This window comes from Pseudomonas sp. MUP55 (assembly GCF_034043515.1).
Taxonomy (GTDB): domain Bacteria; phylum Pseudomonadota; class Gammaproteobacteria; order Pseudomonadales; family Pseudomonadaceae; genus Aquipseudomonas.
In genome coordinates, this window is sequence record NZ_CP138214.1 from 2,845,764 (window position 1) to 2,872,147 (window position 26,384).

Consider the following 26,384-nt stretch of genomic DNA (forward strand, 5'->3'; position numbering starts at 1 on the left):
ACTCCATCGATCAAAAATGTGGGAGGGGGCTTGCCCCCTCCCACATTGGAAGCGATTCACATACTGGCAATAAGAAAACTAAGGAAGGTCACCGTGAAAAAACGCAAGTCAGGGTTAACTACCGCCATCCACACCGGCCCGGGCTATCCGCTCAAGGCTTTGAGCTGCGTGCCATACGGCGCGTTGCTGTGCTGCCTGGCAAGCCTGGGGACCGCCCAGGCCGCACCCTATGTGGAAACCGGCAAGCTGGGCGACGCCGCCAGTTGGCGCAGCAATGAGTTCAAGGCCGACTGGGGCCTGGGCGCGGTACATGCCGACACGGCGTACGCCGCAGGCTACACCGGCAAGGGCGTCAAGCTGGGCATCTTCGACCAGCCGGTGTACGCCCCACACCCGGAATTCGCCAGCCCCAACAAAGTGGTGACAATCGTTACCGAGGGCATCCGCCAATACACCGACCCGTATATTCCGGTGAAGGCCGGTGATGCGTTTCGCTACGACGGCACGCCATCCCTGGGCTCCAACGGCAAATTGGGCAACCACGGCACCCACGTCGGCGGCATTGCTGCCGGTAACCGCGACGGCGGGCCGATGCATGGCGTGGCGTTCAACGCGCAAATCATCAGTGCGGAAAACGGCGACCCAGGCCCGGAAGACGGGATCATCCTGGGCAACGACGGCGCGGTGTACAAAGCCGGTTGGGATGCGCTGGTCGCCAGCGGCGCGCGAATCATCAACAACAGTTGGGGCATCGGCATCGGTGATCAGTACGCCAAGGGTGGCCGCGATCCCGCCTTCCCCAACTTCACGGTCAATGAGGCCCAGGCGCAGTTCAACACCATCCGACCGATCCTCGGCACGATTGCCGGCGGCGCTTACCAAGGCGCAATCGACGCTGCCCGCAGCGGCGTGCTGACGATCTTTGCCGCTGGCAACGACTACAACCGCAACAACCCGGACGCCATTTCGGGCCTGGCGTACTTCGTCCCCGAGATTGCTCCGAACTGGCTGTCGGTGGCCGCCTTGCAGCAGAACCCGGACACCACCAGCGCCAACCCGTATGTGATCAGTACCTTCTCTTCGCGCTGCGGCTATGCGGCGAGTTTCTGTGTGTCGGCACCGGGTACCAAGATTTTCAGTTCGATCATCAACGGCACCAACCTGGACAACCTCACCAACGACTACGCCAACTTCAACGGCACCTCCATGGCCGCGCCCCACGTGGCCGGCAGCGCGGCGGTGCTGATGGAGCGCTTCCCGTACATGAGTGGCGACCAGATCTCCACGCTGCTCAAGACCACCGCCACCGACCTTGGCGCGCCGGGCATCGACTCCTTGTACGGCTGGGGCATGATCAACCTGGGCAAGGCGGTCAATGGGCCGGGGATGTTCATTACCGCCGAGGACATTCCGGCTGAGTTTCGCATTGACGGCGCTTATGGCAGCGGCCAGTTCGTCGCGGACCTGCCGGGGATCGGCGCGGTGGTGGATGCCGGCAAACCGACCGAGCGGGTGTGCAACGATGTGCACTGCGGGCTGGATGTGTGGAGTAACGATATCTCCGGGCATGGCGGCCTGACCAAGCAGGGCATTGGCGCGCTGGTGCTGACCGGCGCCAACACCTACAGCGGCCCGACCCTGGTCAACCAGGGGTTGCTGGCGATTAACGGCTCGGTTACCTCCGACGTGACCGTCAGCCAGAGCGGCGTTGTCGGTGGCTCGGGGCGTATTGGCTCGCTGACCGCAAAAAGCGGCGGCACCGTGGCGCCGGGCAACTCCATCGGTACGTTGAACGTGGCGGGTAACGTCACCTTCGATGCGGGCTCGACCTACGCAGTGGAATTGTCGCCCACCAGCAGCGACCGTATCGTCGCCGGCGGCACCGCCACGCTGAACGGCGGCACCGTGACCCTGGCCCTGGAAAACAGCCCGACGTTACTGAGCGCAACCCAGGCGCAAAGCCTGATCGGCCGCCAGTACAACATCCTGCAAGCGGCGGGCGGTATCACCGGCAGCTTCGGTGCGGTATTGCCGGACTACCTGTTCATCGGTGGCACCCTGAACTACGCAGCCAACGGCGTGCAGCTGGATGTGGCGCGCACCAACAGCTTCGCCAGTGTGGCCGCAACGCCGAACCAGCGCGCCGTCGCCGCTGCCGCCGAGCAATTGGGTGCGGGCAATGGGGTGTATGAAAGCCTGTTGCTGTCACCGAGTGCGGCCTCGGCCCAGGGCGCGTTCCAGCAACTGAGTGGCGAAGTCTACCCGGCGTTGGAGACCGCGCTGGTCAATGACAGCCGCTACGTGCGCGAAGCAGTGGGCGAACGGCTGCGCAATGGTGAAATGGGCGCGACCAGCCAGGCCATCGACAGCCGTGGCAACGTGTGGGTCAAGGCACTGGGTGCCTGGGGCAAGACCGACAGCCGCAGCGACACGGCGGGCTACACCACGTCTATCGGCGGCATGCTCGCCGGTGTGGACGGTGCCCTCGACGACGCGACACGCATCGGTCTGGTGGCGGGCTACAGCGATACGTCGCTGAACATGGGCAGCGATACCCATAGCCGTGCCTCGGTGGACAGTTACCACTTCGGCGCCTACGCCGGGCATGAGATTGGCGCCTGGCGCCTGAGTGGCGGCGCGACCTACAGCTGGCACCGCGCCGATGTGAAGCGCGACCTGCAATACGGTGACGTCAGCGGCAAGCAGAAAGCCAAGGTCGATGCCCACAGCACCCAGGTGTTCACCGAGGCGGCGTACCGCGTCAACCTGCAACCACTGGCCCTGGAACCGTTCGCCAACCTGGCCTACGTGCACCTGGACACCGATGGCTTCACCGAGAAGGGCGATGCCGCCGCGCTGAAAAGTGGCGACGACAGCCGCGACCTGGTGCTGAGCACCTTGGGCGTGCGCGCCTTGAAGACCTTCAACGTCAACGATCACCAGCAACTGGAAGTGTCCGGCACCCTGGGCTGGCAGCACAACTTGAGCAGCACCGACTCCGAACAGCACCTGGCGTTTGCCTCGGGTGGCCCTTCGTTCGCGGTGGAAAGCGCGCCGATGGTGCGTGATGCCGCGCTGGTGGGGGCACGGGTGAGCCTGGCGTTGAGCAAGGATGCGCGGGTCAACTTCGATTACAACGGTTTGCTGGCCAGCAAGGAGAAGGTGCATGGCGTCGGCCTGAGCCTGGACTGGGCGTTCTAAGGCTTCAACACCCCCTGGCGCGTGGTGCCGTCAGGGGGTGACAGGTGTTTTGGCTTTCTCTACAAATCCAACAACAGAGAGGCAATACCATGGGTATCTTTGACTACAAAAACCTCGGCACCGAGGGCTCCAAGACGCTGTTCGCCGATGCGATGGCCATCACTTTGTATTCCTACCACAACCTGGATAACGGCTTCGCCGTGGGGTATCAGCATAACGGCCTGGGCCTGGGCTTGCCGGCCACGCTGGTGGGCGCCTTGCTGGGCAGCACCGATTCCCAGGGGGTGATTCCCGGCATTCCCTGGAATCCCGATTCCGAAAAAGCCGCCCTCGACGCGGTGCAGCAGGCCGGCTGGACGCCCATCAGCGCCAGCACCCTGGGCTACACCGGCAAAGTCGACGCCCGGGGCACTTTCTTTGGCGAAAAGCCCGCCTACGCCACGGCTCAGGTCGAGGTACTGGGCAAGTACGATGACGCGGGCAAGTTGCTCGAGATCGGCATCGGCTTTCGTGGCACTTCGGGGCCGCGTGAAAACCTGATCACCGACTCCATCGGCGACCTGATCAATGATCTGCTTGCCGCCATTGGCCCCAAGGACTACGCGAAAAACTATGCTGGCGAAGCGTTCGGCGGCCTGCTCAAGAACGTCGCCGACTATGCTGGTGCCCACGGCCTGAGCGGCCACGACGTAGTGGTCAGCGGCCACAGCCTCGGTGGGCTTGCGGTCAACAGCATGGCCGACTTGAGCGACAGCAAGTGGTCGGGCTTCTACAAGGACTCCAACTACGTCGCCTATGCCTCGCCGACCCAGAGTGCCGGCGACAAGGTGTTGAACGTGGGCTACGAAAATGACCCGGTGTTCCGTGCGCTGGAGGGTACGTCGTCGACCCTGTCGACGCTGGGCGTGCATGACAAACCCCACGAATCAACCACCGATAACATCGTCAGCTTCAACGACCATTACGCATCAACGCTGTGGAACGCGCTGCCCTTTTCCATCCTCAACCTGCCGACCTGGGTGTCTCACTTGCCCACCGGTTATGGCGATGGCATGACGCGCGTTCTCGATTCGGGTTTTTATGAGCAGATGACCCGCGATTCAACGGTGATCGTCGCCAACCTGTCCGACCCGGCGCGGGCCACCACCTGGGTGCAAGACCTCAACCGCAATGCCGAAACGCACAAGGGCAACACCTTCATTATCGGCAGTCACGGCAACGACCTGATCCAGGGCGGCAAGGGAGCCGATTTCATCGAAGGCGGCAAAGGCAACGACACGATTCGCGACAGCAGCGGGCATAACACCTTTCTGTTCAGCGGGCACTTTGGCAACGACCGGGTGATTGGCTATCAGGCGACGGACAAGCTGGTGTTCGACGGGGTAGGGGGCAGCACCGATTACCGCGATCATGCCAAGCTGGTAGGCGCGGATACCGTGATCAGCTTCGGCGCCGACTCGGTGACACTGGTGGGTGTGAGCAGTGTGTCGGGGGAGGGGATAATGATCGGCTGAAGGGCGCAATGCAGTAAAAACTGTGGGAGGGGGCTTGCCCCCGATAGCGGTGGGTCAGCTACACATAAGCTGGCTGACCCACCGCCATCGGGAGCAAGCCCCCTCCCACATTTTGATCGGCGTACAACGATCAATAAGGGATTATTTTTCCTTGCGCACCGTGGCCACATCATCCGCCTTGATCCGGATGCGCTTGCCGGCGATGTCGGTGAATTCATAGAAGCCGTCGGCGGTCTTGGCGTTGGGGGTGTCCTTGGTCAAATACTGTGTGCCGTTTTGCAACGTCACCACCGTTTGCGTGGAGCAACCGGCCAAGACCAGAAAAGTGAGTGCAACCAGCGGCAGACCCAAATTCTTCATGTTCATTTACCCTTACCTTTACCCTGAATAGTCCCGCTTAAAAGCCCCGCAGCGTCTGGCTGCGGGGCATAAATGTTACGCGATCAGCTCCCTCATCTGATCGCTTTTTTGCAAAAAGTTGCAGGCGCCACTTATCTATTACTGATTGCAACAACGCGTTTGCAACGGCACTCTGTATGCATAACCAGTAGTCGATTGCTTTGCGCCATGGCCAACCCCCTCGAAGACCCCTTGTATTACCTGCACAACTTCCGCCAAGTGCTGAGTTGGCTGGAGCAGCGCTACGCCGATTTGCTCGACCCGCACGAATTGCAGTTCATTCAGCAATTCGACAGCTTGCCGCAAGCGTCCCAGGCGTTATTGGTGCGCATGGTCATGCGCAAGGGCGTGCACTTTCGTGGGGCAAAGCTCAGTTATCAGGAGGTCGGCTGCCCGCATGCGGCCATGCAGCCGCTGTTGGCGTTCGGCTGGGTGGATGCCCAATGCCTGTTGGGCTTTGAGGAACTGTTCGGCTTGTTGCAAAAAGGCGAACTGCTCACAGCCTTCAGGCCCTGGATCGACCAGCCCAAAGCCCGGAAATCCGACTGGCTGGCACCATTGGCAGAGCGCTTCGATGAAAGCCGCAGCTTTGCCCACTGGTGCCCCGATCTGGACGATGTGCTGTACAGCCTCACGGTGATGGAGTTGTGCGACCGCCTGCGCCTGATGTTTTTCGGCAACCTCTATCAGGACTGGTCGGAGTTCGTGCTCGCCGACCTGGGCATCTACACCTACGAGAAGGTCGCGTTCAGCGCAGAGTCCCGTGGGTTGCGCAGCCGCGCCGACGTCAAGGGCTTTGTGTTCCTGCACCAATGCCAGCAGGCTTTCGACGCGGGCGAGGCGTTGGATAGGGTATTGGCCCATATCGCCACGCTGCACACCGACAACCCCTGGCTGGAAAAGCGCCGCGCCAAACTGCTGTTCCAGATCGGCCAATACTGTGAGCGCAGCGCTGAACTGGCGCTGGCCGAACAGATCTATCGCGGCTGCGGCTACCCCGGCGCGCGTTCGCGGTTGATCCGCGTGCTGGAGCGCCAAGAGGCTTATGCGCAAGCGCTGGCATTGGCTGTTGCCGCGCAGCAGGCACCGGAAAGTGCCGCCGAGCAGCAACACCTGTTGCGCGTGTTGCCGCGCCTGCGGCGCAAGCTGGGTGAGCCGAGACAACCCAAGGCCAAGCCACGGGACCTCACGCGCCTGGACCTCGCCCTGGCATTCCCCGAGCCGCTGATGTCGGTGGAGTATTGCGTGCAGGCCCATCTGAGCGAGCCGGACGCGCCGGTGCACTACGTGGAGAACGGCCTGATCAATTCGCTGTTCGGCCTGCTGTGCTGGGACGTGATTTTCGCGCCGCTGCCAGGCGCGTTTTTCCACCCGTTCCAGCGCGGGCCCGCCGACCTGCACAGCGAAGACTTCCAGCAACGTCGCGCCGCGTTGTTCAGCGCCTGCTTCGAGCAACTGCGCGACGAGCGCTACAAGGCCACCATCCGCCAGCGCTATGCGGAAAAATGGGGGATTCAATCGCCTTTCGTGTTCTGGAACCTGCTCAGCGAAGAACTGCTGGAGCAAGCCCTGACCTGCCTGCCCGCCGAGCACCTGCGCTATTGGTTCGAGCGGCTGTTGCTGGACATCCGTGCCAACCGCACCGGAATGCCCGACCTGATCCAGTTCTGGCCGGCGCAGAAAACCTACCGCATGATCGAGGTCAAGGGCCCTGGCGACCGCCTGCAGGACAACCAGTTGCGCTGGCTGGAGTTCTGCGGTGAATACCAGATGCCGGTCACGGTCTGTTACGTGCGCTGGGAGCAGGCCGCTTGAGTTACAGCGTCGCGGTGCGGGCGTTGTGCGAGTTCACGGCCAAGGTCGGGGATCTGGACCTGCGCTTTACCCCGTCGCCCAGCGCCCAGGAAGGCATCGTCGGCCATCGCACGGTGGCGTCGCGGCGCAGCGCGCACTATCAGAACGAAGTGGCGCTGGAAGGCGAGTACGCGCAGCTCAAGGTACGCGGCCGGGCCGACGGCTATGACCCGGACAGCAACCGCCTGGAAGAAGTGAAAACCTATCGCGGCGACCTCCAGGCCCAGCCGGCCAACCATCGGCAGCTGCATTGGGCCCAGGCCAAAGTCTACGGCTGGCTGATGTGCCAGAAACTCGGGCTCAGCGACATTGAGCTGGCGCTGGTGTACTTCGACATCGTCGGCGAAGGCGAAACCCTGCTCACCCAGCGCTTTGCCGCGCCCGAGCTCGAACACTTCTTCAACCAGCAATGCGCGCTGTTCCTTAAATGGGCTCACCAGCAAATGCAGCACCGCGAGGCGCGCAACCATGCCGCGCAAGGCCTGGCCTTTCCCCACGCCGAGTTCCGCAGCGGCCAGCGTGTGCTCGCCGAATCGGTCTACAAAGCGGTGAGTACCGGCCGTTGCCTGATGGCCCAGGCGCCCACGGGGATTGGCAAGACCGTCGGCACGCTGTTTCCGATGCTCAAGGCCCTGGCGCCCCAGCAGTTGGACACCGTGTTTTTCCTCACCGCCAAGACCCCGGGCCGCAAGCTGGCGCTGGACGCCGCCCAGGTGTTGTACGACAGCAGCCCCGACTTGCCTTTGCGCGTGCTGGAACTGGTGGCGCGGGACAAGGCGTGCGAGCACCCGGATAAAGCCTGCCACGGCGAGTCGTGCCCGCTGGCCAAAGGCTTTTACGACCGCTTGCCCGCCGCGCGCCAGGCCGCGACCGGGGTGCGCCTGCTCGATCAACGTCATCTGCGCGAGGTGGCGCTGGCCCACGATGTCTGCCCGTATTACCTGAGCCAGGAAATGGCGCGCTGGACCGACGTGGTGGTCGCCGACTACAACTACTATTTCGACTTTGGCGCGATGCTCTTCGGCCTGGCCCAGCTCAACCAGTGGCGGGTCGCGGTGCTGGTGGACGAAGCCCATAACCTGGTCGAGCGGGCGCGTTCGATGTACAGCGCCAGCCTTGATCAGTACAGCCTCAAGACCTTGCGCGAGGGTGCACCCGAGGCGCTGAAAAAGCCCTTGCAGCGCCTGAACCGCGAGTGGAATGCGTTGCACAAGGACCAGCTCGCGCCGTATCAGGCCTATGCGAGCAAACCCGACAAGCTGCTCCAGGCCCTGAGCCTGTGTGCCAGCGCCATGGGCGATTACTTCAACGACCACCCCGAAGCCCTCAGCGGCGACCTGCAAGCCTTCTACTTCGAGGCGCTGCAATTTGCCAAGGTGGCCGAGCTGTTCAATGAACACTTCATTTTCGATATCAGCAAACGCCAGTACAGCAGCAAGCGCAGCAGTTCGACCCTGTGCCTGCGCAACGTGGTGCCGGCCGAATTCATCCGGCCCAGGTTGACCGCCGCGCGCAGCAGCGTGCTGTTTTCCGCGACCCTGAGCCCGCGCCACTATTACGCCGACTTGCTCGGGTTGCCGACCGACACCGCCTGGGTCGACGTCGAGTCGCCGTTCAACGCCGAGCAATTGCGGGTGAGCATCATCGACCGCATTTCCACGCGGTTCGTGCACCGTCAAGCGTCGCTGGAACCCATCGTGGCGCTGATTGCCCGGCAATTCGCCGAGCAACCGGGCAACTACCTGGCGTTTTTCTCAAGCTTCGATTACCTGCAACAGGTGGCGCAGTTGATGGCCGAGCGTCATCCCCAGGTCGCGCTGTGGTTGCAATCGCGGGGCATGGCCGAGGCGCAGCGCCAGGCGTTTCTCGACCAGTTCACCCAGCACAGCCAGGGTATCGGGTTTGCCGTGCTGGGCGGTGCTTTTGGCGAAGGCATCGATTTACCCGGTGCGCGCCTGATCGGGGCGTTTGTCGCGACCCTGGGCTTGCCGCAGCTCAACCCGGTGAATGAACAGATGAAAGCGCGCATGGGCGCGATTTTCGGTGCGGGCTACGACTACACCTACCTGTATCCCGGTATCCAGAAAGTCGTGCAGGCAGCGGGGAGGGTGATCCGCAGCCAGCACGACCGCGGCGTGGTGATGCTGATCGACGACCGTTTCGGTGAAGCGCGGGTGCGCCAGTTGCTGCCCAGCTGGTGGTCGATCGCTACCTAGCCCCATTGTGGGAGGGGGCTTTCCCCGATGGCGGTAGATCAGTCAATAACTCTGTCGACTGTCACACCGCTATCGGGGGCAAGCCGCCTCCCACATTGGATCTCCAGTGTTGTTGGTGCTCGAGGCCGACCTGCTGATCCAACTGCTTGAAGCACTACCAGTTCCAACTGACACACCCTAAGTAACTGTGGGAGGGGGCTTGCCCCCGATAGCGGTGGGTCAGCTACAAATAAGCTGGCTGAGAGACAGCCATCGGGGGCAAGCCCCCTCCCACATTTGCACGGTGTTGGGGCTTAGACCACTTCCAGGTAGGAGCTTTGTATCGCCCGCGCCAACTCGCGCACGGTGTCGATAAAGTCGGTCAGCCGGGTGTGCAGCCCGTCTTCCAGAATTTCGTCGATCCCGGTGTACCGCAACCGCGCTTCGAACTCCGCCGCCAGGCGCTGCGCGGTGCGCCCGTAACTGCCGGGCAGGTCGGCGAGGATATGGCTCAATTCCTCGACGCACGCATGCAGCGAGCGCGGCACGTCACTGCGCAGCAACAGCAATTCCGACACCGAGCGCGCATTCAAGGCGTTCGGGTAGAGCTCGGTATACGCCTCGAACGACGACAGTGCGCGCAGCAGGGCGCTCCACTGGTAGTAACCGCGCGCCGACAGGTCGCTGACTTCCTCGGACTCTTCGCCAAACATCTCATAGCGCGCATCCAGCAGCCGCAGGGTGTTATCCGCACGCTCGACAAAGGTGCCCAGGCGAATGAACCGATAGGCGTCATTGCGCATGATGGTGCCGGAAGTTGCGCCGCGAAACAGGTGCGAGCGCTGCTTGACCCAATCACAGAAGTGGCTGATGCCATGGCGCGCCAGGCCGCCGGCGGCGATGCTGCGCATTTCCAGCCAGGTGGCGTTGAGGTTTTCCCACATGTCGGCGGTGATGCGCCCGCGCACGGCGTGGGCGTTGCCCCGGGCAGCGCGCAGGCAGTTGTAGATGCTGGCCGGGTTTTCTTCGTCGAGGGCGAAGAAATGCAGCATGCGCTCGGCGTCCAGTTGCTTGTGGCGTTCCAGGTAATTGTCCAGGGTGCCGCTGCTGAGCAGTGACATCGCCAGTTCGTCCAGGCCATCGCTGCGCCCGGCGTGGGGCATCAGCGACAGCGAATAGCTGACTTCCAGCATGCGCGCCAGGTTCTCGGCGCGCTCCAGGTAGCGGGACATCCAGTACAGATCCGCGGCGGTTCTACTCAACATACTCAGCCCTCCACCACCCAGGTGTCCTTGGTTCCGCCGCCTTGCGACGAATTGACGATCAGCGAGCCTTCCTTCAGCGCGACCCGGGTCAGGCCACCGGGCACCAGGCGCGTTTCCTTGCCCGACAGCACGAACGGGCGCAGGTCGATATGCCGTGGCGCGATGCCGTTTTCGACAAAGGTCGGGCAGGTCGACAGGCTCAGGGTCGGCTGGGCGATGTAGGCGTGGGGGCGGGCCTTGATGCGTTGGCGAAAGTCCTCGATCTCGGCGGCGGTCGACGCCGGGCCGACCAACATCCCGTAGCCGCCGGAGCCTTGGGTTTCCTTGACCACCAGTTGCTCAAGGTTGGCCAGCACGTGGGACAGTTCATCGGGCTTGCGGCACTGGAAGGTCGGCACGTTCTGCAGCACCGGCTCCTCATCCAGGTAGAAGCGGATCATTTCCGGCACATAGGGGTAGATCGACTTGTCATCGGCCACGCCGGTGCCGATGGCATTGGCCAGCACCACGTTGCCGGCGCAATAGGCGGCCACCAGGCCGGGTACGCCGAGCATCGAATCGGGGTTGAAGGCCTTGGGGTCGAGGAACGCGTCGTCGATGCGTCGGTAAATCACATCCACCGGCTTGGGGCCGTCGGTGGTGCGCATGAATACCTTGAGCTCGTGCACGAACAGGTCGGCGCCTTCCACCAGCTCCACGCCCATTTCCCGGGCGAGGAACGCATGTTCGAAGAAGGCACTGTTGAAGCGCCCAGGCGTGAGCACAACGACGTTGGGGTTGTCCAGGCGGCTGGCGCTTTTGAGGGTCTTGAGCAGCAGGTTGGGGTAGTGGTCCACTGGCGCGATGCGCTGCCTGGCGAACACTTCCGGGAACAGGCGCATCATCATCTTCCGGTCTTCGAGCATGTAGCTCACGCCGCTGGGGGTGCGCAGGTTGTCTTCGAGCACGTAGTAGGTGCCGTCGCCGTCGCGCACCAGGTCGACGCCGGAGATGTGCGAGTAAATGTCGCGGTGCAGGTCCAGGCCGACCATCGCCTGTTGATACCCCTCGTTACCCAGCACCTGGTCGGCGGGGATGATCCCGGCCTTGATGATGCGCTGGTCGTGGTAGATATCGGCCAGGAACATGTTCAACGCCGTGACCCGCTGGATACAGCCGCGCTCGATCACGCTCCATTCGCTGGCGGGGATGCTGCGCGGGATGATGTCGAAGGGGATCAGGCGTTCGGTGTCCTGCTCGTCGCCATACAGCGTGAAGGTGATCCCGGCGCGGTGGAACAGCAAATCAGCCTCACGGCGCCGCTGGGCCAGCAGTTCCGGCGGCGTATTGGCCAGCCAGCGCGAGAAATCCTGATAGTGCGCGCGGCACGCGCCGTCTGCGTCATTCATTTCATCGAAGAAAGATCGAGCCATTCCAGTACCTTGTCAGTGCCCAGGATTGCTGGGTGGCACTGCCGCTTGAAAAAACGCATTTTTTTATGAGCCCGTGGCTTAGGGTGCCAACGGGCCTGGTCCTTACTTTCTTATGGAGTCGGCTCTGGGTCGGGGGGTAACGCATGCTCCTGTTTACCGGCAGATGAATGGTTTAAGCAAAGCGTGTGCCGAAACGGCCAAGTCAACGCGATCGCCCTGTGGCGAGGGCGCTTGCTCCCGCCGGGCTGCGAAGCGCCCCCCTGAGCAGTCCTCGGGGTCTTCAAGAGCGCTCCAATTTGGTGCGCGAAAAACTTGAACTTCACCCAGCCCGATTTCTTCTAATTAAGTCTTGAAACCACGTGGAGCCACGTCGTGCCCAGAATCATTTCGCCCGACACCCCGGAAGCGGCCCTGACCGACCACAGCGAGCACAACGCCAAGATCTTCGGTTCGCCCAAGGACCGGCTCGATTTCTATCGTCGCGAGATCCAGTACGAAACCAGTATCCTGGCCAACCGTACCGACGCCTACCTCACCGCGCAGTCGTTCCTGGTGATTGCTTTCGTTTCCGGTATGGGCAACCTCAACCCGGAGTGGGGCAAGTTGTTCACCCTGGTGGTGCCGGTGTTTCTCGCCTTGCTGGGCATTCTCAGTTCCCTCAACGCCTGGCCTGGCATACGCGCCGCCTACGAGATCATCGACCACTGGCACTACAAGCAAAGCGAGCTGCTGCGCAGTGAACCGGTGATGGGCATGGCCTACGATGAGTCGCCGCTATTCTCCGAGATGGAGTCGTCGCACAAGGGCTATCGCAAGTCGCTGCTGTTTTCCATGCGTGCGCCGTGGCTGTTCATGGTGTTCTGGCTGGTGTTGGGCGTCTATGCCTTCTATATCCAGGTCGACAACCCGTTGCATTGAGCAATCGGACTGAACTTCACGGGTTGACGCAGCGCCTTAGTTTTACGTGGTACAGATTTCCCACAGGCCTGCGAAGAGGTGCGCCATGACGACAGATAACGATCCCCAGACCCACAACCGCAACGACCCGGTGATTGACGGTGGCGAGCCGGCCCCCGGCACCGCCGCCGATGCACCCAAGGATCCAGCACCGGCAAGTGATCCGGTGGCCGAGGAAAACGACTACAGTCCAGACTTCAAGCCTGAGCCGCTCGAGCCCAAGCCTGAAACCGATGCCGATATCGATACCCAAGGCGGTTAGAGGAGAAGGTCATGTCAAAAGAATTGGATGAAGAACTCAACGATCCTGGCAATGAAGACCCAGGCTCGCTGATGGACGATGCCGAAGTGCCGCTCAACGATCTGGATGAAGCGGCGGACGTCGGTCACACCGAAGATCAGGACTGATCCGGTGGCGGGCCGGAGGGATCGCTGAGCTTGAAGTAGAGATCTTCTTCAGGCGGGCCGTCCAGCGCTACCTCCTGGCCTACCACGCGGTTGTCCATCAAGGTCTGCGCCTGATGGCGGCTGATGTTGATCACCGTGCTGCGCTTGCCGGTCACCACATACACCACATCCACCCCATGGGCGGCCAACTGGGCCAGATAGTCGGCCCGGGGCAGGTCTTCGCCCTGTTCATATTGATGCTGCTCGTGCACGCTCACGCCGCCCGCCTGTGCCAGATACTGCTGGGAATACCCCAGGCGCTGGCGTTCCTCAAGCAATCGTTGCCCTATGTTTTTCATCTGTTGACTCGCGCTGTAGGTACTGACTGTTTGAAACCCGGGCGCGGCGCAGGATTCAATTTTTTTGCGCGGCGCGGCGCTCGTACCACACCAGCATCGGCTGAGTGCTGAGGCCATGCACCACCACGCTCAACGCGATCACCGAGAGGGTCAGGTTCACCGCCACCGCGCTGCTGGTGCCGACCAGCCCGTGGTTGAGGGCATAGAACAGGTAATAGATGCTGCCGATCCCGCGAATGCCGAACCAACTGACCAGGCTGCGTTGCCGGCGGTCCATCAGGCGGCCCCAAGGCATTGCGAACACGCTGAGCGGGCGGATCACACAGAACAGCAACGCGGCCACCGCCAGCGCGCGCCAGTCCCAATGACTGACCAGCACAATACCCAGCAGCGTCACCAGGAACACTTCCATGGAGCGCTCCACCAGGCTGCCGAAAGCCAGCATATCGCCCATCATCACACCGGCCGCGATCTGCGTATCCTGCAATTGGCTGACATCACCGTGCAGGGCTCGCTCAGGCTCGATCTCCAGGTGGCCCACCACCGGCTGCGCCAGATGCTCGGCGGGGGTCGGGGCGTAACCGGTGGATTTGAACTCGGCCTGGCGCAGCCCCAGGCCCGCTGCGAACACTGACAGAAACCCGTAACCGCCGACGGCTTCGGCGCTCACATACGCCAGGGCGATCAGCGCCAGCGTCAGGTAGTCATTGGGTGACAAGGTGCTGTCGGCATTGATCAGGCGCAGGCGCAAGGTCACGCGACCGATGCCACGCCCCATCCAGTAACCAATCAACAGCCCGACCGGCACCGCCCACAGCAGGTTTTTCAGCACCCAACCGCCGAACCAGTTGCCGTCGAAGCCGCCGTGCTGCATGAACAACAGGCCAAAGATCACGAAGGGAAAGGCGGTGCCGTCGTTCATGCCGGCTTCGCCCGACAGGCCGAAACGCAGCGCGTCATAGTCCTGGGCATTGTTGACCTGAACCAGTCCGGCAAGCACCGGGTCGGTAGGTGCCAGGATCGCGCCCACCAGCATCGACACTCCCCATGGCAGTTCGAACAGGTAATGCAACGCCAGGCAAACGCCGAGGATAGTCAGCAACATCACCGGCCCCGCCATGCCAAAGGCGATACGCCAGGTGCGATGCTTAAGGGGCAGGCGCAGTTTCAGACCGCTGACGAACAGCGAAAACAGCACCGCGACTTCGGTCAGGTGCTCCATCCAGCGCGCCGAACCCTTGATGTCCAGGCGCAACAGGTCCACGCCCAGCGGACCGATCGCCACACCCAGCAACAGGCACACCGCCGAGGTGGTCACCGGCATCCAGCGCAGGTAGGAGGAGGTGAGGGCCAGTATCAGCAAAATGGCCCCCAGTACGGCCATCCATAGAATAAACGTCATTAAGCGTGCGTCCGGGCGTGGTCTATCTAGGTTGGAGGCGCACGGTCCGATACAGGTTCAATGTGGTTTGGCGCTGGCGCGCATCATGCCCCGGCTCGGTGCTCCAGCAGCAGGCGCTCCACACTGGCCCCTGGCAACGGTCGACTGAACAGATAGCCCTGGATCTGATCGCAGCCGGCTTGCTTCAAGAATTCCAGTTGCTCCGGCGTTTCCACGCCTTCGGCGACCGTCTGCAGGTTCAGGCTGTGGGCCAGTTCGATGATGGTGCGGGTGATGGCCGCGTCCTGGGGGTTGGTGGTGACTTCCCTGATAAACGCGATGTCGATTTTGAGGGTGTCGATGGGAAAACGGCGCAGGTACGCCAGGCTTGAATAGCCGGTGCCGAAGTCATCGATGGAGATTTTTACCCCCAGGGTGCGCAGGCGCTGCAGGCTGGCGATGGTGTGCTGGGTGTCTTCCATCAACGAGCCTTCGGTCAGTTCGACTTCCAGGTAACGCGCCTGAACCCCGGTGCTGGCCAGGATCTGCGCGATATCGGCAATCAGGTCGCCCTCGATCAGTTGGTGCCCCGAGACGTTGACCGACACTTGCACCGCACCGACGGCACCGTCCTGCCACGTGGCGATCTGCTGACACACACGCTCGATTACCCAGCGCCCAACGCTCACGATCAACCCCAGGCTTTCGAGCAGCGGCACGAACACCGCCGGGGAGATCGCGCCATGGCCTGGGCGATCCCAGCGCAGCAGGGCTTCCAACGCCGCGATCTGGCCGCCGGCCAGCTCGAGCTTGGGTTGATAGTGCAAAGTGAAATCCCCGTGTTCCACCGCCAGGCGCAGGTCCTTTTCCATGTCCTGGCGTGCCAGGTCAGGCAGGCTCGTGCCGGCGGTTTCATCGGTTTGGCGCTGCAGTTGCTGTTCGAGCAACAGGCTATGCGTTTTGAACTGGTCACCACGGGCCTTGAGCCGCAGCAGGTTGCGCACCCGCAGCCACAGCTCGACGCGCTCCACCGGCTTGCTCAGAAACTCCTCGGCACCCGATTGCAGCCCACTGACGCGGGCGCTGGGCTCGTTGAGGGCCGACAGCATGATGATCGGAATGCTGGCGGTGGACTCGTCAGCCTTCAAGTGGCTGGCCACTTCATAACCGTCCATGCCCGGCATCATGATGTCCAGCAGGATCAGGTCCGGTGGTTGTTGGGCCACCAGGCGCAGGGCTTCTTCACCACTGTCGGCGCTCAATATGCGGTAGCCCTCGGGCTGCAGCAGGGTTTCGAGCAGCTTGCGAACCAGGGGTTCGTCGTCAACGATCAACAGCGTGGCGGGTGGGCTGGCCATGGAGAGGACTCATGTGAGGGGGCTGATGGTCTGTTGCAGCAAGTTGTCGATCACCTGATACAGCTCTTTGTAGCGCAGCGGCTTGATGATGTACGCATCGCAGCCGGCCAGCCGGGTCTTTTCCCGGTCCTCTTTCATCGCCATCGCGGTCAGGGCGATCACCGGGATATGGGCCGTGACGGGGTCTTGCTTGAGCAGGGCGGTGGCGGCCAGGCCGTCCATGCCCGGCAGCTGGATGTCCATCAGCAACAGCGCCGGCTGTTTTTCCCGGGCCAGGGTCAGGCCGGTTTCGGCATCCGTGGCGCACAGCACCGTATGCCCGGCGTGGACCAACAGCAGGCGGGCCAGGCGCATGTTCGCCTCGTTGTCTTCGACGATCAGGATCTCGGCCATGATGCCTCCGCGGCACGATGCAATGGCAGCCACACCACAAAGCGAGCGCCCAGGCCCACGCGACTGGCCACGGCGACGCTGCCGCCGTGCAGGTCGGTCAGTTGCTTGACCAGCGCCAACCCAAGGCCGGTGCCTTCAAACTTGCGCGCCAGGCTGCTGTCGATCTGGCTGAAGGCCTTGAACAGCTTGTCCATGTCGTCTTCGGCGATACCGATGCCGGTGTCGCTCACGCTCAGTTCCAGAAAGCACTGGAACGCGCTGGGTGGCAGGGCGAACCCGTGTGTCGGCCAATCCTCAGGCACCTGGCCGACCTCGGCGCGGCTGACTTCACGCACTGCGAGGGTCACGCGGGCACCGTGTTCACTGAACTTCACCGCATTGGCCAGCAGGTTGTAGATGATTTGCTTGGTCTTGCGCAGGTCCAGAGCAAGCACGCCAAAATCCGTCGCGCAGTCGAGTTTGAGCTCAATGCGCTGCAGCGCGGCCTTTTCCCGCACGATCAGCAAGCTGTTGGCCAGCAGCCCGTCGAGTTCTACGGGCTCCAGCTCCAGGTCCATCATCCCGGCCTCGACCTTGGACAGGTCGAGAATGTCGTTGATCAGCGACAGCAGATGCTGGCCGCTGGTGAAAATATCGCCGATGTATTCGCGCTGCACCTCACTCATCTCACCCACCAGCCCATCCTTGAGCGCCTCGGAAAAGCCGATCACCGCGTTCAGCGGCGTACGCAGTTCGTGGGACATGGTGGCGAGGAACTCCGTCTTCATGCGGCTGGCGTGTTCCAGCTCCAGGTTCTTTTCTTCCAGCGCGCGCTCAAAGCCCTTGCGCTCGGCTTCTTCCTGCTTGCGCGCGGTGTTGTCGGTACCGATCAGCAGGTAGCCAATGATGGTGTCATGGCGATTGCGCAACGCGGTCACAGACACCATCGCGGACAAGCGACTGCCGTCCTTGCGGATATAGGTTAGTTCGTAAATGTCTTCGATGCCTCGGGACGCCTTGAACACCAGGGCTTCGAAGCCCGGCGTGATCGGCGTATCGAATTCCAGGCTCAGGGCGGCGGCGCGGGTGATCAGTTCGCCGGGGTCGGAGATGTCGGCGGGGGTAATGAGATTGAGCACATCGGCGGCGGCATAACCGAGCATCCGTTCGGCGCCGACGTTGAAGATCTGGATCACGCCTTTTTCGTCCGTGGCGATACTGGAGAAATACGCGCTGTTGAAGATCGCATCCTGCAGCGCGCCGGTCTTGAGCAGGGTTTTCTGGCGTTTGAACTCGACGATCTTTTCGGCGCGTGACTGGGGCGGGTCGGGTAGGGATGTGTCCATTGCCAGGCATTCCGGGAACTTCAGGCCCGCCATCGCGTAACACGCTGGCGCAGAACATGCTCACAAAAGATCGCGCAAGCGCGAAAAGGAGGAGATGAGTTCTGTAGACAATAGCAGAATTATGGCGTTTTGATGGCCGATGACATCCATTTGACGCTAGAAAGCCGGCGCTGCAAGGTTTTGCTGTTTTTGCCGTGGGTGAAACGTTTCATCAAGCCGATAAATGGCGACGCAAGCGCTTGCGTAAGCAAATGTATCTGAACTAGAGTCGGCAGCACTCGACAACAAAAACAATAAATCCAGGAGCTCATCCATGAGCCTTGAACCCTTGCTTGAGATGCAGGGCATCAGCAAAACCTTCAACGGTTTGCGCGTGCTCAAAAGTGTCGGCCTGAAGGTCTACCCCGGCGAAATCCACGCCTTGATGGGGGAGAACGGCGCCGGCAAGTCCACGCTGATGAAAATCCTCTCCGGCGCCTACCAGGCCGACCCCGGCGGCGAAATCCGCATCGACGGCCAACCCGTCGCCAGCTTTACCCCCGCCATCGCCAAAGCCCTCGGCATCGCCGTGATCTATCAGGAGTTGAGCCTGTGCCCGAACCTGAGCGTGGCCGAGAACATCTACCTGGGCCGCGAACTGCGCCGTGGCTGGACCATCGACCGCAAAGGCATGCAAGCCGGTTGCCTGCAAGTGCTGCAACGCCTCGGCGCTGAATTCACTGCGGCCACCCCGGTGAGCAGCCTGTCGATCGCCGAACGCCAGTTGGTGGAAATCGCCCGTGCCCTGCATGCCCACGCCCGAATCCTGGTGATGGACGAGCCGACCACGCCACTGTCGTCGCGCGAGACCGACCGCCTGTTTGCGTTGATCAAGCAACTGCGCAGCCAAGGCCTGGCAATCATCTACATCAGCCACCGCATGGCCGAGATCTATGAGTTGTCGGACCGGGTGTCGGTGCTGCGCGACGGCCAGTACATCGGCGAGTTGACCCGCGATGCGCTGTCGGCCGACGTGCTGGTGAAAATGATGGTGGGCCGCGACCTGTCCGGCTTCTACAAGAAAGAACACGCCGCCTATAACCCCGGCAACGTGGTGATGCGCGTGCGCGACATGGCCGACGGCAAGCGCGTGCGCAATTGCAGTTTCGACCTGCATGCCGGCGAAGTGCTGGGCATTGCCGGGCTGGTCGGGGCAGGGCGCACGGAGCTGGCGCGCTTGATCTTCGCCGCCGACCCGCGCACCAGCGGCACCCTGGAAGTGGTCGGCAAAACCGTCACCCAACTGCGCACCCCGGCCGATGCGATCCGCGCCGGCGTGGTGTACCTCACCGAGGACCGCAAGGCCCAGGGCCTGTTCCTGGACATGAGCGTGGCCGACAACATCAACGTATGCGCCTGCGTGCCGGACGCCCGCGCCGGTGGGGTGCTGGACCGCGCACATGCCGCGCAGCGCGCCAACGATGCGATCAAGTCGCTGTCGATTCGCGTGGCGTCCGGCAAGGTCAATGTGGGCGCGCTGTCCGGCGGCAACCAGCAGAAGGTCTTGCTGGCGCGGCTGTTGGAGGTCAAGCCGCATGTGCTGATTCTGGATGAGCCCACCCGTGGCGTGGACATCGGCTCCAAATCCGAGATCTACCGCATCATCAATCAACTGGCCCAGGCGGGTGTCGGCATCGTGGTGATTTCCAGCGAACTGCCGGAAATCATCGGCACGTGCGACCGCGTGCTGATCATGCGCGAAGGCCAGTTGGTGGCTGAAGTCGGCGGGGCCTCCGGTCACGTCATCTCCCAGGAACGTATTATCGACCTCGCCACCGGTGGCGATCAGGTGGTGGCCAATGGCTGAATTGAATATCGCAACAACAACGACGGGCAAGGCTGAGCGCGTACGCGAGTTGATGCGCACGGTGGGCATGTTGCCGGTGCTGGTGCTGCTGTTGGTGGGGTTTGCCCTGGCCAGCGAGAACTTCATGACCATGCAGAACCTGTCGATCATCACCCAGCAGGCCTCGGTGAACGTGGTACTGGCGGCCGGCATGACCTTCGTGATTCTCACGGCGGGCATCGACCTGTCGGTGGGGGCGATCCTGGCCGCGTCGGCGGTGGTGGCGTTGCAGGCCTCGATGTCGCCGCAGTTCGGCATGTTCGGTATTGCCGCTGGGATCGGTTTCGGCCTGTTGCTGGGGCTGGTCAACGGTGGGCTGATCGCCTTCATGCGCCTGCCGCCGTTTATCGTCACCCTCGGCGCACTCACCGCCATGCGCGGCCTGGCGCGGTTGCTGGCCGATGACAAGACGGTGTTCAACCCCGATTTGCCGTTTGCCTTTATCGGCAACGACTCAGTCCTCGGCGTGCCGTGGCTGGTGATCATCGCCGTGGCGGTGGTGGTGATGTCGTGGTTTATCTTGCGGCGCACGGTGATGGGCGTGCAGATCTACTCGGTGGGCGGCAACCCGGAAGCGGCGCGGCTGTCGGGGATCAAGGTGTGGAAGGTGCTGCTGTTCGTCTATGCCATGTCCGGTGCGCTGGCTGGCCTCGGCGCGGTGATGAGCGCCTCGCGCCTGTTCGCCGCCAACGGCCTGCAACTGGGGCAGTCCTATGAACTGGACGCGATTGCCGCGGTGATCCTGGGCGGCACCAGCTTTACCGGCGGCGTCGGCACCATCGGCGGCACGCTGATCGGCGCCCTGATCATCGCGGTGCTCACCAATGGCCTGGTGCTGCTGGGGGTATCGGATATCTGGCAGTACATCATCAAGGGCATCGTGATCATCGGCGCGGTGGCGCTGGATCGCTATCGCCAGTCCGGCGCCCGTACCTGAGTTCACTCCTACAACAATCACAAGAGAGACCCCCATGAACATCAAACGCATCTTTCCCGTCATTGCCTTGGCTGCCCTGATGTCCCAAGCCGTGCAAGCCCGCGAACTCAAGGCCCTGGGCATCAGCATGGGCTCGTTGGGCAACCCGTATTTCGTGACCCTGGCCGACGGCGCCACGGCGCGGGCCAAGGAACTCAACCCCAACGTCAAGGTGACGTCGGTGTCGGCGGACTATGACCTGAGCAAGCAGTTCTCGCAGATCGACAACTTCATCTCGTCCAGGGTCGACCTGATCCTGATCAACGCCGTCGACCCGTCCGCCATGGCCTCGGCGATCAAGAAAGCGCGGGACGCCGGGATTGTGGTGGTGGCGGTGGATGTGGATGCCAAGGGCGTCAACGCCACGGTGCAGACCGACAACGTCGAAGCCGGCAAACTGGCCTGCCAGTACCTGGTGGACAAGCTCTCGGGCAAGGGCAACGTGATCATCCAGAACGGCCCGCAAGTCACCGCCGTGACGGATCGAGTCAAAGGCTGCAAGGCCGCCCTGGCCGGCGCGCCCGACATCAAGGTGCTGTCCGACGATCAGGACGGCAAAGGCTCGCGTGAAGGCGGCTTGAACGTGATGCAGGGTTACCTCACGCGCTTTGCGAAGATCGACGGCCTGTTCGCGATCAACGACCCGCAAGCCATTGGCAGCGATCTGGCGGCCAAGCAGCTCAAGCGCAGCGGCATCATTATCACCTCGGTGGACGGCGCGCCGGATATCGAGAACGCGCTCAAGACCGACACCCAGATCCAGGCCTCCGCCAGCCAGGACCCGTGGGCCATGGCCCAGACCGCCGTGGATGTAGGCAACGACCTGCTCAACGACAAAGCCCCGGCTGAAGCGGTGACCTTGCTCACGCCCAAGCTGATCACCCGTGACAACGTGGGCACCTACAGCGGCTGGTCGAGCAAACATTGAGTCGTTGACCCAAGGGGATAGCGCCATGGTCACCATGGATGACGTGGCACGCAGCGCCGGGGTATCGACGTCGACGGTGTCCCATGTGTTGAACGGGACGCGCAAGGTCAGCCCGGCGACGGTGCAGGCGGTGCAGCGGGCGATTCAGGCGTTGGGCTATACGCCCAACACCCTGGCCCGCTCGCTGGCACGGTCGAGTACCAGCACCATCGGCGTGGCGATCTCGGCGCTGTCCAACCATTACTTCAGCGAGACGGTGCACGCGATTGAAACCGAGTGCGCCCGGCACGGCTACATGATGCTGTTCGTCGACACCCACGACGACCCGGAGCAAGAGTTGCGGGTCGTTACTGCGCTGCATCACCGGCGGGTCGACGGGATTGTACTGGCGCCGTCGAACGGCTCGCGGGCCCTGGAGTACCTGCGCACCAACGAGATTCCGGCCGTGCTGGTGGATCGCATGATGAGCGAGCAGTTCGACCAGGTCGGGGTGGAGAACAGCCAGGCCACCCAGGCGTTGATCGCACACCTGATTGCCCACGGGCACCGCCGCATCGGCTTTATCGCCGGGCGCAGCGGTTTCAGTACCACCGATGAGCGGGTGGCGGGATACCACGCCGCGCTGCAGGCGGCGGGGCTGGCGTTCGATCCGCAGTTGCTGGTCAACGGCGGCTCCAACACCGAACCGGCACGCCAGGCCACCCAGCAGTTGCTGAACCTGGCCGAGCCGCCCACGGCCATCATGGCCGGCAATAACCTGATGACCCTCGGTGCCATGCACGCCCTGCGAGACGCCCACCTCGACGTGCCGGGGCACATGGCCCTGGTGGGCTTCGATGATTTCGACTGGGCGGATTTTTTCGTGCCGCGCCTGACGTTGATCGCCCAGCCGGTCCAGCAACTGGGCGCCCGTGCTGTCGAGCTGTTGTTGCAACGCATGGCAACTCCCACTGCACCCAAACACAGCGTACGCCTGGCGCCACGCCTGCACGTGCGTCATTCCTGTGGCTGTGACTGATTGGACCACCCCACGTATGAACCGTCCTGTTTCCCTCGGTATAGACCTTGGCACCTCCGAACTCAAAGCCATCCTCATGGACCTCGACGGCACGGTGCTGGCCCACGCGGGCGTGCGCTTGAGCGTGTCGCGTCGCCATGGCGGCTGGTCCGAACAGGCGCCGCAAGACTGGTGGCAGGCGTGCCAGCAGGCGCTGGATAAGCTGAGCGAGCACGCGGCGTTTGCCCGTGTGGCCTGCATCGGCCTGTCGGGGCAGATGCATGGCGCGGTCTTGCTGGGTGCCGACAATCGCGTGCTGTACCCGGCCATCCTGTGGGACGACTCCCGTGCGGTTGCGCAGGCAGAGCAACTGGGCGCCGGCCATGCCGAGGTCACCGGCAGCTTGCCGATGGCCGGCTTGACCGCGCCGAAACTGCTCTGGCTGCAGCAGCACGAGCCCGAGGTGTTCAAGGCCATTGACTGCGTGCTGTCGCCCAAGGATTACCTGCGCTTGTGCCTGAGCGGGGAGCGCATCAGCGAGATGTCCGATGCCGCGGGCACCCTGTGGCTGGACGTGGCGCGGCGCGAGTGGTTTACCCCGATGCTGCATGCCACTGGCCTGACGCCCGCGCACATGCCCAGGCTGGTGGAGGGCGCAACCGCCAGTGCGTGTGTCACGGCGGCTGGCTTGGGCTTGTCGCCGCAGGTGGTGATTGCCGGTGGCGGCGGTGATAACCCGGTGGCGGCGGTCGGGATCGGTGCCGTCAATGCCGGTGACGGTTTCATCACCTTGGGCACCAGCGCGGCGATTGTCGCGATTACCGCCCATGCCGTCGGCAACCCGGCCAGTGCGGTGCACAGCTTCTGCCATGCGCTCCCCGATCGCTGGTACACCATGGGCGCCATGCTGGCCGGTGCCAGTTGCCTGCGCTGGGTGACGCACCTGACCGGAATGCCGGATGAGCAAACCCTGCTGGACCAAGTACAGGCGCAATGGCCCATCGAGCAAGCGGTGCCGCTGTCGGCGCCGTTGTTTCTGCCGTACCTGGCGGGTGAGCGCACGCCCCATAACGACCCGATGCTGCGTGGCGGCTTCATGGGGCTTGGCCATGACTGCACACCGGCGATGCTCGGCTATGCGGTGATGGAGGGCGTGGGGTTTGGCCTGCTCGACGCCTGGCGCGCGGTGCAGTCGACCGGGGCTGAGGTCAGCGCCTTCGCGTTGGTGGGGGGCGGGGCGCGCAGCGAGTATTGGGCGCAGTTGCTGGCCAATATTCTGCAGCGCGAGATTTTTACCTTGCAGGGCAGCGAACTGAGCGCATGCATCGGTGCGGCAAAGTTGGGCTTCATGTCCATCGGGGAGGGCGCGGATTTGCTGGCGGCGGGGATGCCGGTGAAGGCGCGGTATGTGCCTGATGAGCAAGTGCAGCCGGTGTTGGCGGCGCGGTATCGAAAATTCCAGGGGCTGCTTGCAGCGGCGAAAGCCCTCCAGGATTAAATCGACGGCTGGAGCCGATCTAATGGGGGAGGGGGCTTGCCCGATAGCAGCATAGGTATCTACACAACTTTGTAGCAGCCTACGGTAACCACGATGCGAAGCGAGCGCTCTTGATCTTGATCTTAGGCGCCCCGTTAAACCACGCTGGCCGGAATTCGATAGTGATTTGGAGGGTAAACCGGCAGGGATGCCGGTTTAGCCGCCCCGCGCCATGGATGGCGCGTGGCGGCGGCCCTCCAAATCACTGTCGGATTACGGGCACACCGAGCGTGAGCGAGGTGCCGAGTGGTGGGGCAGGAGCCCTTTTGGTTACTTTTGGGGCTCTTTTCCAAAAGTGACCCGCCGTAAGGGCGGAACCCTAAGCCGCCGTTACCGCAGCAACGGATATGTACTCGCTCTGATCCAACATCATTGTCGGCTTTCAGGCCGCCATCGGGGGCAAGCCCCCTCCCACATTGGAACGCTGGGCGTCAGTTACAGAGGCTTCGGCTGCTGAGCCGTCACAGGCTTAGGGCCGCGCGAAGTTGTGTAGATACCTATGCCGATAGCAGTGTGTCAGTCTCCGATGTGCTGACTGACACTCCGCTATCGGGAGCAAGCCCCCTCCCACATGTTTGTGTAGTGCACTTTCAGTCGGTCAGGGGCGGCAAGCGCCGTTTCACCGGGGTTTTCTTGACGATGGCGGTGTTGGTTTCGGCATACCCGTTGATCCGGTCCAGCAGGCTGTCCAGTTGGTCCATGGTGCGCACGTGCAGGCGGGCGATAAAGCAGTCTTCACCGGTGACCTTGTCGCATTCGGTGAATTCGGGGATCGCCTGGATCTGGCGTTCCACTTCCTGCAACTTGCCGGGCAGGGGGCGGATGCGCACGATGGCTTGCAGCAGGTAGCCAAAGTGTTTGGGGTCGATGTCGACGGTGTAATGGGTCAGCACGCCGCGTTCTTCCAGGCGGCGCAAGCGTTCGCCGACGCTGGGCGAAGACAGCCCGGTGATGCCCGCCAGAGCCTTGAGGGACAGGCGCGAGTCGTCCATCAAGGCGGCGATCAGTTGCTGGTCGATGGTGTCAATCATGGGGTTCGCCTAATAAGTAAAGGTGAATCGACGGTTTGGCCTTTTTTAGTCGCTGGAGCGGCTGCCTCGCAGATTGCCATAATTGAGCCTCACTTGAGGAGCATCAATCATGGATACCGCTATCCGTCGCGGAATATGGGAAATGATCGCCGCCATGCTGATCTCCGGCACCATCGGCTGGTTTGTGTTGGTGTCGGGCGTGTCAGTGATCGAAGTGGTGTTCTGGCGCTGTGTAATCGGGGCGCTGGCGCTGCTGCTGGTGTGCGCATGGCTCGGCTACCTGCGGCTGGACCTGCTCAACCGGGCCAAGTTTGGGCTGGCGGTGCTCAGCGGTGTGGCCATTGTCGGCAACTGGCTGCTGCTGTTCGAATCCTACTCGCACGCGTCGATTGCCATCAGTACGGCAGTCTATAACGTGCAGCCGTTCCTGTTGGTGATGCTGGCGGCGGTGTTTCTCGGTGAGAAAATCACCCTGCAGAAAATCACCTGGTTGAGTGTGGCGTTTCTCGGCATGCTGGCGATTGTCATGGCCCATGGTGGGCAACCGGGTGGCGAGGACTATTTGACCGGCATCGCACTGGCCCTGGGCGCTGCGTTTTTGTACGCGGTTGCCGCGCTGATCATCAAGCAGCTCAAGGTGGTTCCGCCGCATTTGATGGCCTTGATCCAGGTAGCTACCGGCGCGGTGTTGCTGGCGCCGCTGGTGCCCTGGGACCGCTTGCCCGCGTCGACCGACGCCTGGGCGGCACTGGCGACCCTTGGCCTGGTGCACACGGGTTTGATGTACGTGCTGTTGTACGGGGCGATTCAGAAGCTGCCGACTGCGATGACCGGCGCATTGTCGTTCATCTACCCGATTGCGGCGATCTTCGTTGACTGGATCGCCTTCGGGCATCACCTGGGCTGGCTGCAGTGGTTGGGTGTGGCGGCGATTTTGCTGGCCGCGGCGGGGTTGCAGCGGGGCTGGTGGTGGCCTCGTAACCTCGGTAGGAGCGAGCTTGCTTGCGAAGAACGCTGACGATAACGCAGC

22 protein-coding genes are annotated in these 26,384 nt (G+C 62.7%); 13 read left to right on the forward strand and 9 right to left on the reverse strand.

All coding sequences use genetic code 11. The features are described from left to right. Positions 1 to 93: 93 nt before the first annotated feature. Positions 94 to 3,201: an autotransporter domain-containing protein gene (locus SC318_RS12750; protein ID WP_320431087.1), complete on the forward strand. Its 3,108-nt coding sequence runs from the start codon at positions 94 to 96 to the stop codon at positions 3,199 to 3,201. Between the two features lie 89 nt (positions 3,202 to 3,290). After that, a complete protein-coding gene (locus tag SC318_RS12755) occupies positions 3,291 to 4,715 on the forward strand; it encodes a polyurethane esterase (protein ID WP_320431088.1) in 1,425 nt (474 codons plus the stop codon). 141 nt (positions 4,716 to 4,856) lie between these two features. On the opposite strand, the gene SC318_RS12760 is transcribed toward SC318_RS12755, so the two are convergent. Beyond that, entirely contained in the window at positions 4,857 to 5,081 is a 225-nt protein-coding gene (locus SC318_RS12760) for a YgdI/YgdR family lipoprotein (RefSeq protein WP_003191162.1), read from the reverse strand. A 201-nt stretch (positions 5,082 to 5,282) separates the two neighbouring features. Here SC318_RS12760 and SC318_RS12765 point away from each other — a divergent pair, with 201 nt between their 5' ends. Both SC318_RS12765 and SC318_RS12770 read left to right on the forward strand, forming a co-directional pair. Beyond that, a complete protein-coding gene (locus tag SC318_RS12765) occupies positions 5,283 to 6,929 on the forward strand; it encodes a VRR-NUC domain-containing protein (protein ID WP_320431089.1) in 1,647 nt (548 codons plus the stop codon). Further along, positions 6,926 to 9,184, forward strand: a complete 2,259-nt coding sequence (locus SC318_RS12770; protein ID WP_320431090.1) for an ATP-dependent DNA helicase — start codon at positions 6,926 to 6,928, stop codon at positions 9,182 to 9,184. Before SC318_RS12765 ends, SC318_RS12770 begins: the two co-directional genes overlap by 4 nt. Positions 9,185 to 9,477: 293 nt before the next feature. On the opposite strand, the gene SC318_RS12775 is transcribed toward SC318_RS12770, so the two are convergent. Then, complete coding sequence (locus SC318_RS12775; protein WP_306493138.1) at positions 9,478 to 10,428, reverse strand: alpha-E domain-containing protein; 951 nt, start codon at positions 10,426 to 10,428, stop codon at positions 9,478 to 9,480. A 2-nt stretch (positions 10,429 to 10,430) separates the two neighbouring features. Further along, on the reverse strand, positions 10,431 to 11,840 hold the full coding sequence (locus SC318_RS12780) for a circularly permuted type 2 ATP-grasp protein (protein WP_320431091.1): 1,410 nt from the start codon (positions 11,838 to 11,840) through the stop codon (positions 10,431 to 10,433). Between the two features lie 372 nt (positions 11,841 to 12,212). Between SC318_RS12780 and SC318_RS12785 the strand changes: the two genes are divergently transcribed. From SC318_RS12785 to SC318_RS12795, 3 genes are all read left to right on the forward strand, one after another. Continuing rightward, complete coding sequence (locus SC318_RS12785) at positions 12,213 to 12,758, forward strand: hypothetical protein (RefSeq protein WP_320431092.1); 546 nt, start codon at positions 12,213 to 12,215, stop codon at positions 12,756 to 12,758. An 85-nt stretch (positions 12,759 to 12,843) separates the two neighbouring features. Further along, complete coding sequence (locus tag SC318_RS12790) at positions 12,844 to 13,059, forward strand: hypothetical protein (RefSeq protein ID WP_320431093.1); 216 nt, start codon at positions 12,844 to 12,846, stop codon at positions 13,057 to 13,059. Between the two features lie 11 nt (positions 13,060 to 13,070). Continuing rightward, positions 13,071 to 13,205, forward strand: coding sequence for a hypothetical protein (locus tag SC318_RS12795; RefSeq protein WP_306493134.1), 135 nt, complete (start codon positions 13,071 to 13,073; stop codon positions 13,203 to 13,205). Here the strand turns inward: SC318_RS12795 and SC318_RS12800 are convergent. The 5 genes from SC318_RS12800 to SC318_RS12820 form a co-directional block, all read right to left on the reverse strand. Continuing rightward, entirely contained in the window at positions 13,196 to 13,543 is a 348-nt protein-coding gene (locus SC318_RS12800; RefSeq protein ID WP_320431094.1) for a helix-turn-helix domain-containing protein, read from the reverse strand. The genes SC318_RS12795 and SC318_RS12800 overlap by 10 nt on opposite strands. A gap of 55 nt (positions 13,544 to 13,598) precedes the next feature. After that, entirely contained in the window at positions 13,599 to 14,945 is a 1,347-nt protein-coding gene (locus SC318_RS12805; RefSeq protein WP_320431095.1) for a cation:proton antiporter, read from the reverse strand. Positions 14,946 to 15,028: 83 nt separating this feature from the next. Continuing rightward, complete coding sequence (locus tag SC318_RS12810; protein ID WP_320431096.1) at positions 15,029 to 16,282, reverse strand: EAL domain-containing response regulator; 1,254 nt, start codon at positions 16,280 to 16,282, stop codon at positions 15,029 to 15,031. A 9-nt stretch (positions 16,283 to 16,291) separates the two neighbouring features. Beyond that, positions 16,292 to 16,675: a response regulator gene (locus tag SC318_RS12815; RefSeq protein ID WP_320431097.1), complete on the reverse strand. Its 384-nt coding sequence runs from the start codon at positions 16,673 to 16,675 to the stop codon at positions 16,292 to 16,294. Then, entirely contained in the window at positions 16,660 to 18,000 is a 1,341-nt protein-coding gene (locus SC318_RS12820) for a sensor histidine kinase (RefSeq protein WP_320431098.1), read from the reverse strand. Before SC318_RS12820 ends, SC318_RS12815 begins: the two co-directional genes overlap by 16 nt. Before the next feature lie 313 nt (positions 18,001 to 18,313). Between SC318_RS12820 and SC318_RS12825 the strand changes: the two genes are divergently transcribed. The 5 genes from SC318_RS12825 to xylB are packed head-to-tail and all read left to right on the forward strand — an operon-like array spanning position 18,314 to position 24,284. Beyond that, entirely contained in the window at positions 18,314 to 19,846 is a 1,533-nt protein-coding gene (locus SC318_RS12825) for a sugar ABC transporter ATP-binding protein (protein WP_320431099.1), read from the forward strand. Continuing rightward, complete coding sequence (locus SC318_RS12830; RefSeq protein ID WP_320431100.1) at positions 19,839 to 20,822, forward strand: ABC transporter permease subunit; 984 nt, start codon at positions 19,839 to 19,841, stop codon at positions 20,820 to 20,822. Before SC318_RS12825 ends, SC318_RS12830 begins: the two co-directional genes overlap by 8 nt. Before the next feature lie 34 nt (positions 20,823 to 20,856). Further along, a complete protein-coding gene (locus SC318_RS12835; protein ID WP_320431101.1) occupies positions 20,857 to 21,789 on the forward strand; it encodes an ABC transporter substrate-binding protein in 933 nt (310 codons plus the stop codon). A 25-nt stretch (positions 21,790 to 21,814) separates the two neighbouring features. Next, complete coding sequence (locus SC318_RS12840) at positions 21,815 to 22,807, forward strand: LacI family DNA-binding transcriptional regulator (protein WP_320431102.1); 993 nt, start codon at positions 21,815 to 21,817, stop codon at positions 22,805 to 22,807. A 16-nt stretch (positions 22,808 to 22,823) separates the two neighbouring features. Then, on the forward strand, positions 22,824 to 24,284 hold the full coding sequence (gene xylB, locus SC318_RS12845; protein WP_320431103.1) for a xylulokinase: 1,461 nt from the start codon (positions 22,824 to 22,826) through the stop codon (positions 24,282 to 24,284). A gap of 629 nt (positions 24,285 to 24,913) precedes the next feature. On the opposite strand, the gene SC318_RS12850 is transcribed toward xylB, so the two are convergent. Next, on the reverse strand, positions 24,914 to 25,354 hold the full coding sequence (locus SC318_RS12850; RefSeq protein ID WP_057722456.1) for an Lrp/AsnC family transcriptional regulator: 441 nt from the start codon (positions 25,352 to 25,354) through the stop codon (positions 24,914 to 24,916). 109 nt (positions 25,355 to 25,463) lie between these two features. Between SC318_RS12850 and SC318_RS12855 the strand changes: the two genes are divergently transcribed. Beyond that, the gene (locus SC318_RS12855) at positions 25,464 to 26,372 is read left to right on the forward strand and encodes a DMT family transporter (protein ID WP_320431104.1); all 909 of its coding nucleotides are present in this window, start codon (positions 25,464 to 25,466) and stop codon (positions 26,370 to 26,372) included. The last annotated feature ends 12 nt before the right edge of the window (positions 26,373 to 26,384 follow it).